Genomic DNA, 9,230 nt, shown 5'->3' on the forward strand with positions numbered 1-9,230 from the left:
AAAAACGCCTATATAGGCGTTTTTTTGTTTCATTAGTTTCATGTATCTAATGATATATAACTAACTTATATTATTTTTAACTAAAATACTGTGAATAAAAAAATAAAATAAGGAAAATTAATGTTTTACTTAAGAACCTAATAAAAAAGAAACTGAGATATTATCACTTGAGAGCATTGATGGTAACTTTCGCAGCTTGAGCGATAAGTTCGTTATTATAGGTAGCATTTTTTGTATCGCGACTGGATAGAATTGCAATGATGATTGGCTCTCTATTCGGTGGCCAAACGATAGCAATGTCGTTTCGCGTTCCATAGCTTCCGGCCCCAGTCTTATCACCCACCACCCAGTCTTCTGGTACGCCAGCACGGATTAGTTGGTCTCCAGTAGTGTTTCCACGCATCCAATCTGTGAGGATTTTACGCTTCTCAGTTGGAAGTATATTGCCAACCGTGAAAGCCTTAAGATTAGTAGCAAGCGCTTTTGCTGTACTTGTATCACGGATGTCTCCTGGAGTAGCTTCATTCAAATCTGGTTCAAAGCGATCAGCCTTGGTAACCCTATCACCAATCTGTCTGAGCTTTTTTTCAAACCCTTTTGGACCGTCTAATTCTTTAAATAAAAGGTTCCCCGCTGTATTATCGCTGTAGCGAATCGCAGCATCTGCAATCTCCCAAAGAGTCATGCCGGTATCCACGTGTTTCTCCGTAATTGGTGAATACGTAACTAGATCATCTTTTGTATAAGTGATCACCTTATCAAGTTTGTCTATTGAGTTTTGCTGGAGCAAGGCTCCTGCAGCCAGAGCCTTGAAAGTTGATGTGTAGGCAAACCGTTCATCAGGTCGATAAGCGACTGTTCGATTTGTACCGGTATCAATAGCATAGACACCAATCCGAGCATCAAACTTTTTTTCAAGTTGAACGAACTCTCGACGAGCCCCATAATTTGTATGTTTTGTTTGCTCTATTTTTTCTTTTGCTTGCACCTTTAAAGGTTCACCTGTAAATTGTTTTATACTTGCAAGACCTAAACTTAGTATTCCAACACACATTCCTATTTTTATCACCCTCATACTTTTCAAAATAATCATTCCTTTCATTTTTTGTAATACAGAAACTAGATATCAAATTGGATACAATGCATCTTATTTGATATCCAGTTTTTAAAAGTACATTTAATAGACAATGCGAGTAATGATTTTGTTCCATAATTTATAAAAAATAATTAACTTTAAAATAAAATAGAGCATGCCGCTCTATTGAGGTCGCATGCTCTATTACTTATTTCATTTGTGATGGTGTAATACGGTCTAGCCGTAGATGTGGTTTTGGTATAAAATCGTACCGTTTGAAAAAAGAGGTACTGTTTTGAAAACAGTTTCATATTGTTCAATTGAATTCATAATTTCTTCATGTCGTTTTACAGGAAGTATAACTTATCCAAAGTGAAAAACTAATTTTGTAATAAAATCTAATATAAATATATATCTTATATATTAAAAATATAAAGATAAAACTTATATAGGACTAATAAATATGGTTTTATCCTTACTGTAGCAAGGACTTTGAAAATAATATAGCGTAAAAAATCACAAATGGTAGTATTTAACAACGGAAAGGTAAGCATAATATCGATATAAAAACTACAAATAATCATAAACAAAATCATATATTGCTACATAAAAAATGAAACAAATTAATGCATTGTTAAACATATTTATTCACTTGCTTAATTCTGTATTAATCCACTGAATTTCCACAATTTTATTTTATTTACCCACAAACAATTCACATTAGGTGCTAAGTCATTAACATAATCCAGATTTACCACATAACTCACACAAATATTGATGATTTTTGATAGGTAAGTTACTAAAATGCCTTTATATCAGTAATCATAGTATTATGTTATTCACATTCGACTATATTTATCTACTTATACACAAAATTCAACTTTTTTCTTGCGATTATTTGTAGGTATTTGAATGCATTAAGGCTGTTCATAACGTGTTTATATGAAAGTATGTGTGGAAATTTAGTTAGTTATAGTACAGTTCTTGTATAGGAGTGCATAAAAAAAGACTCTATTATGAATAGAATCGAGGGAAATCGGTTGTTATAAGGAATTAGTGCAAGGCCTTCAAATAACAGAATCAACACGAATAGCCCTCTACTTTTAATTTTTTCAAAAATAGAGAGCGGAGTATTGTTAATTGGTTTCAATTACTTCAAGTACTTGTTCAGCTGTTGTTACTTGAATACCAGCGCGTATTAACTTTTCAAAGGCACACATAAATGTAATCAAATTGAAGTCATCTGGTACTTCAATAACACGAAGCGTTTCTTTAGGTAATCTATCTATCTTTTCAATGAACAATTCGCGAATATCACTAGGAATAAAGCGCTCTTTATGTCTTCTTGCTTTTAAAAGTTCACGTATTTCAATTTCTAAAGCCATATAAGCATTTAGATTTGTACCTTGTTCATAGGCGTACTTTCTAAACAGCGTTTCTTCTTGATACTTTAGATAGTTGCGGTGATATGATTCCTCTGTAACAGGTACAGCAAATTTGTATTTTAGTAACTCAAATGTTTTACGGAACAACCGTTTCATGTTTCGAAGAGAGTACATAGAGAAATGCAATCCGAAATCAAATACAGCTTGTTCTTTTTGCTCTTTTGGTACATGTTGTGTAATAAGAGGATAGATACCTTCCTTAGCTGCCGTATCAAGAATTTGATATTGTGATGTTTGGTTTAATAGTTTCTTCAGTGTATATACTAACTTACTTGGATATTCTTCATTACGATCTATCATGTCACGCAAGCTATGAATTACACTACGAATTTGTCGGTGGCATGTATATTTAAGCACATGAATAAATTTATTCATGTCTTTTGTAAATTCACCAATATTCATATCTTGTAGCACAGATTCAATAAAACGAGCTTTACGAGCATAAGTAACCTTTGGCGTGAATGGATCACGATACTGTACTTCGCCTGTTTCTTTTGTACATAAGAAATCCGTATGTAAGGAGAGGTATAAAGTCGTATATCTTTTTTTATTATTAACCCCCTTTTGTAACTTGCAAATTTTGAATAGGGGAGTTCCTGTACATGGTAGTGCAGTTGTTAATTCTGTCATAACCGCACGGATTTGATGCGGGTATTTCTTATGTAAAAAGCGGTACATCCCACCAAAATGAGTTTTATTTCCTCTTTCATCCTGTTTGTCCAAGGAACGTTTTAGTGTAGTTTCTCTGTGCTGTTGCATCGCAATGTCCAAGAATAGTTTCTTAGCTGCAACTGACAGCTCAAAGAAATCCTTTGTAAATACCACTGGGCTAATATAAACATAAGGGTTTGCCTTTTCAGTTTCTTCATTCATAAAATGAGTTAGCTTTATGGTATAGCGGCCATCTAATTCCTTTTCAATCGTGACAATGTTATGTAGACTTAGTTTTTTTAATGCAATATAGAATTGAGAATGCTGTATGTAAGCAAATTCTTCTTTATATTGCTTGTAATCTTCCCACATCATATGTACTGTTACATTTGGAATGACCCCATTCGTGTAACATTTCTTGTGTAGGTATAAGAAGACTTCTAAATCTGCGTTTGTAATACCATATAATTTATGTCTCCTTCCCATTGTTTCAGAAACAGCAGACAGGGTACGACGTGAAAAAGATGGTTTCGCTTGTTCTACAAAGCCATCTACATCTGCAACACGTTCTTCATATGTCATTTGATCTAGTAGATCTTCAAGGTATGTATCTTTATAGCTGTAGTATTTCTCTTCGAAAGTTTCAACAAGTTTTTGCCAAGACTTCAGTGTTACTAATACTGCATTTGTAGATTGTCCATTTAGACCACGTTGGTTATGAATAATAAATGATTTTCCCATCTTTTTCACCTCCTACCTGTAAACTCAGAAATATATGCCAGGATACTATAAAATATACCAATTTTGATTATAGCAAATCGGAAATTGTCAAAAGGTGCTCCTTTAAGGGGGATTTTGAGAAGATGAAACACAACATAAAGCCAGTTGTGACAAGGGATACAGGATTTTCTTCATTTTTTTTTGTGTCAAGGATATGGCAAAAACCGTTTCATGTTTTGGATGTGTCAAATTATTAGTGAAACAGTAGGGGAATGTTGATATACAAGGGATAAATGAACATGTTTCATGTTTTTAGGTCAAGGATATGGCAAAAATGTTTCATGTTCATATATAAGTCATTTATTATAGAAACATCCATTAAATGTAGTGGTATGAAGGGTTATAAGAGAATTGAAAAGGATATTAGGTCAAGGATATGGCAAAAATCGTTTCATATTTTAAAATTTACAAGGTCAAGGATATGGCAAAAGTGTTTCGTGTTTTATATGTAGCAGGAAAAAGTAAGTAATTAAGGTAATCCCTTGATACATAAGGGTTTATGAGTGTTTCTTATATTTGATAAGGTCAAGGATATGGCAAAAATGTTTCAGGATGATCTAGGATCCGTTTTGTACATAGAAGGGAAAACGGTTGAGATATATGAGTTTATGGGATGTTGAAAAAAAATTGAAAATATATAATCGGAATAATTAAAATTAACTAATGTTTCATCTTTTGAATTTTAGGTCAAGGATATGACAAAAATGTTTCAAATAGATATGAATGAATCTAGCTCATTATATACGTGTTTTTCATGTGAAATAACAGCTTATATAAGGGTATGGTAACGAAAATGATAAGGGAAAAAGAGTGTTTCATATTTATAAGTAAGGTTAACAATATGTCCAAAAGTGTTTCAGGTATTAATTCCTTAGATTAATTGATGGTATATTAGTTGGTAATGTATAATAAATGTTATTTCACTTGTACAAACAAGACAAAAGCGTTTCATTATTTTTTTTGAACATAACAGAATCGGAAAATAAGAATGATTTATATGTAATTCGCTAAATATTGGGTTGTCTGAAAGGAATGTACGAAAGGAAGGAGTGACAGCGTGGAGAAATTAGCACAATTATTTACTGATGCTTTGTTAATTTCTGAACCTTTATATGGAAATAACAAAGAAATTTGGGGAAAATGGACTTCTTTTAGTGCAGACGTAGAGAAAGATAGTAGTAAGGTTGTAACATCACAATATGTTTCACCATCTTTTTCAGCATTAGTATCGTGGCTTAGTAAAAAGAATGAAAGTGGAATAACCTCACTACAAATTGCTATTAAGTTAAATCACTATAAGAACGAAATCCATTCGGAAATTGAAAATCTTTTAACAGAAGAGTTTAAAAATGATAAAAGACCACGATTAAGTGATGAAACAGTAATTCAGGTAGAAACAATCGAAGATGGAACAGATGATAAAGATTATTTTGAGGTCAATAATTCCGCGGTGTACTTTAAATTACGTGATGGGATCTCCAAAAATCATTTTGAAGAGGATTCAAATATGGGTGTGAAATCTTATCCGATTGAAACAAAGGAGAGTAATGCGATAGCTCAGCTTTCTTCGCATCGGGATGAGGATTTGAAGCTTATAAAAGATGATGAAGCGTCCCGGTGGAATACTTTAGTTAATGATGTAATGAGTAATATGGATGATCTCACAGCGGATGTATTGGATTCAATTACTATACAATGGTTAGCTCAAGCGAAGTCACCAGACGAATTCATCGAATTTTCATATGAGCAAGTATTAGAAATGTGTAATGTACCGAAAAAGAAAGTAAATAAGGGAGAATATTACAGACCTGAAGATAAAATTAAGGTTGCTAAGAGGATTGCTGCTTTAGCGAGTATTTTTATATATTTAAATGATGATAATGAAGTTGTAGTTTTAAATGATGAAAATGAAAATGATGAAGAATATAAAGTAAAAAGAGAAGTAATTAAAAGGTTATTTGTTCTAGACTCAGTTGTATTATGGAGACATAATACAACAAATGAATATATGGGTATTGAATCCTGCCGAATTAAACCTGGAAGCTTTTTATCAAGTTATTTATATGGTTCAAATAATACTACAGCGTTATTATCTAAAAAGGCACTTGAATATAATAGTTATCGACATAAATATCATAAACGTTTAATTCGCTATTTAACATGGCAATGGAGAATTAGGCAAATATATTCTACTTTAAAGCGTCCATACTCAATTGGAGGCGACAAAGGATTATTAGCTGTCATGGCAATTCCACTTACATGGAAACCAAGTCGTATTCGTGAACACTTAGAGAATGTTCTCACTGACTTAGAGAGAGAGAATGTGATTTCTAAGTGGGAGTATTCAAGTGAATTAGATGAAGAACGTTTAAATAAAAAAACTTGGTTCAAAGATTATTGGATTGATTTAAATATTACTATTCTTCCGCCAGAAGAATTAATTAAGTCTATGTACAATTTACCAAAGAAAAAAACATTAGAAATAGAAAATAATAATGAAACAACAATAGAATATAGTGAAAAGACTAAAGAAATTATTGATATGCCGCAAATAATAGTTAGTAAAGAACCTGACATTTTTGATGAAGAAATTGTTCGAGAAAAAATACTAGAGCGACACAATGTTGATAATATAAGTATACGAGAACTTGCAAAAGAAATTAAAATATCGGCACCTACGTTATCTAGATTTTGCAATAGACAAACCAGGCGTTTATCAGCTAATGCAGTTGAAAAAATGTCAAAATGGTATGAGAGACAAATGATATTAGAAAAGATGTAATGGTAAAATATATATTTATAGAAACGTAAGAAGGGCCTATTTTATAGTAGATATGAAATAGGCCCTTTAATTATAAATGTGCTACCTTTATTGAGCTGATTTTTAATAAATTATTAGTCATTGATTGGTAATTCACTATCAAATGGAAAATATTCGCCGGATGCCGATCCTCCCAGAGGTTTAATTCCTTGATTTGGAAAGAACCAACTTGGACCTGTATTATCTATATTTTAATATTCCATACAATTTATATGTATTTTAAAAATCAACTTAGGTTCATTGGAGTAAAATAAAAAAACCTCACTCATTTGAGTGAGGCTATATCCAAAAATCAAGGGAAATGTAACATCTTGATGGATTGTTCATTTTAATATTTCATCTATTAGAATTATAGAAAAAAATTATAATTTCATTCACTGATTTATAGAATACTTAAGTACGTTAATACCTAGGGGAGGGATTCTCATGAAGAAAGTGTTATCTGTTATGGGGTCGTTGGCGTTATCAATAGGTATATTGTTTGGATTTAGTGGATCAGCAAGTGCGAATAGTTTTGGTTGGACTTACTTCGAAACAGAAGATGGGAAATGGGATGGAAACTCGATTACCACTACTTACTCACAACGAAATGTAGAAGTACATCTTGGTGCTGATGGCCGTGGACCTTATACAATCAGTGGTACTCGTGTGGATGGGCAAACCTTGAGAGTTCGACTATGCAATCCAGTTACAAGGGCTTGTACGGCTTATCAATATTTTGGTGGTAGTGAGGGTTTATATAGTACTATTTTCACAGGAATGAAACCAGCTACTTATAGAGTAGATATTATTGATTCTTCTTCTTCCTATCGAGTTAAAGGATATGTGGAAGCTGCAACATTTTCTTGGTAGTAGCTGTTGGTTTGAAATAAAGTTTAATCGAAATTCCGGTTATGTTGCAAAAACCATTTGATAGAGACATAGAACCTACATGGACTGTTCAATGACAGGTTATGATGCAATTCCAAACAATTTATGTGTAAATCTAACTTCATTTTGGGCAGACTTCACCTGTGGGTGAAGTTGTCCTTTTTTCAGCATATCCATGGCTTCAACACCGCTCAATATAGAAGTGGCTGTTTCATACGACTTGAATCCTAACATAGAACGCACACGTTTTTTTATGAAACGGTGATCCTGTTCTACTATATGATTGAGATATTTAACTTGCCTTATTTGTATGCCTTCAGGCATACGTTTCTCTTCTTTTAACTCTTGAATCGCTATGGGATAGGCTGGGTTCTTGTCTACTGTTATAACACGAGGTTTACAAATATGAGAAGCAGCCAAGGCTTTCTTAAAAAAGCGCTTGGCTGCTTGTTTATCTCTCGATTTACTTAGATAAAAATCAATTGTATTTCCTTCTGAATCGACTGCGCGATATAAATACATCCATTGACCTTTTAATTTCACATATGCTTCATCGACTCTCCAGGAATCATTTGTTGTCTTAAGATGACGTCGTACCCTTTCGTCTAATTCAGGTCTATATTGATGCACCCAACGCATAATGGTGGTGTGAGCAATAGACAAACTCCGTTCCTCCATCATTTCCACCAAATCACGAAAACTTAGGTTGTACCGTAGGAAGCATCTTACTGTTAATAAGATAATATTAGGCTGATAGTGCTCCCATTTGAACAAATTTTCCTTTTCCATACCGATCACGCACCCTTTCTAGAGTAATAGTATCAGTATGTCCAAGTTTTATAGATTTATTGTAATTATCCTGAAGTTTTTGCACCAGAACCGTAATATCTTTTTATTTTTTGTTTTTTGTTTTTTTATAATTACCTATTTTTTTATGTGTTGTGTAACTCAAATTAAAAGGGTTGATAAAGTTAAATGTGGCAAGGGATTCCGAGATTGGGACAGTTACACAAAATATAAGATATGGGTAACTAGAAGTTATAAAACAAGATATGTGTTGTGTATATTAGTTACACATAATAAGGGGGAAAAGAGGGATGAAAAATGGTATGTGAAGAGTTATTAGGTGAGTTAATCAAATACCAAATGCGTCAAAAGGGAAATCCAGATGTATTAAGAGTAAATCCAGATTATTATATAATGTTACTAGAGCAGTTGGCATATCCTGAATGGCTGATAAAAAGGAAGATGAACATGGTGAATCAAACATTACTAGGTATTAATGTAGAAATTACAGGGAAAATAAAAAAGTTTGAACTGCAAAAAAATAAAAAGTTGGCAGAGTCGTGACCGCTTTTTGGCAGGAAATGTGCCGGTTGTTTTGGATTCAACATGATATATTTGTATTGTGAGAGTAGCGGAAAACACGGCTCACACCTACGTTTATATAGATCGTTACCAAATGGATGATGGTTGTGAGTTGAATGGATTGCCGGTTCATGTAATTCACAGCGATTTGCGTGACATGTTTTGAAAATGAGGAAGGGCTTTTGCTCTTCTTTCAGTCGCTAACATCAAGACACACGGA

6 protein-coding genes are annotated in these 9,230 nt (G+C 33.0%); 3 read left to right on the top strand and 3 right to left on the bottom strand.

All coding sequences use genetic code 11. The features are described 5' to 3' along the window. Positions 1–163 precede the first annotated feature (163 nt). Positions 164–1,093: a class A beta-lactamase gene (gene bla, locus HRG09_RS26860; RefSeq protein ID WP_483862121.1), complete on the bottom strand. Its 930-nt coding sequence runs from the start codon at positions 1,091–1,093 to the stop codon at positions 164–166. Between the two features lie 1,118 nt (positions 1,094–2,211). Then, complete coding sequence (locus HRG09_RS26865; RefSeq protein ID WP_174103879.1) at positions 2,212–3,912, bottom strand: hypothetical protein; 1,701 nt, start codon at positions 3,910–3,912, stop codon at positions 2,212–2,214. A gap of 1,096 nt (positions 3,913–5,008) precedes the next feature. Here HRG09_RS26865 and HRG09_RS26870 point away from each other — a divergent pair. Both HRG09_RS26870 and HRG09_RS26875 read left to right on the top strand, forming a co-directional pair. Continuing rightward, positions 5,009–6,733: a helix-turn-helix domain-containing protein gene (locus tag HRG09_RS26870; RefSeq protein ID WP_174103880.1), complete on the top strand. Its 1,725-nt coding sequence runs from the start codon at positions 5,009–5,011 to the stop codon at positions 6,731–6,733. A gap of 465 nt (positions 6,734–7,198) precedes the next feature. Beyond that, positions 7,199–7,624, top strand: coding sequence for a hypothetical protein (locus HRG09_RS26875; protein ID WP_174103881.1), 426 nt, complete (start codon positions 7,199–7,201; stop codon positions 7,622–7,624). 99 nt (positions 7,625–7,723) lie between these two features. Here the strand turns inward: HRG09_RS26875 and HRG09_RS26880 are convergent, their stop codons facing one another. Further along, the gene (locus HRG09_RS26880) at positions 7,724–8,431 is read right to left on the bottom strand and encodes an IS6 family transposase (RefSeq protein WP_174103882.1); all 708 of its coding nucleotides are present in this window, start codon (positions 8,429–8,431) and stop codon (positions 7,724–7,726) included. A 315-nt stretch (positions 8,432–8,746) separates the two neighbouring features. On the opposite strand from HRG09_RS26880, the gene HRG09_RS26885 reads away from it, so the two are divergent. Next, positions 8,747–8,992 carry a hypothetical protein gene (locus HRG09_RS26885; protein ID WP_174103883.1) on the top strand — a complete coding sequence of 82 codons (246 nt, stop codon included), beginning with the start codon at positions 8,747–8,749 and terminating at the stop codon, positions 8,990–8,992. The last annotated feature ends 238 nt before the right edge of the window (positions 8,993–9,230 follow it).

It is taken from the genome of Bacillus sp. Xin1, from assembly GCF_013314535.1.
GTDB lineage: Bacteria > Bacillota > Bacilli > Bacillales > Bacillaceae_G > Bacillus_A.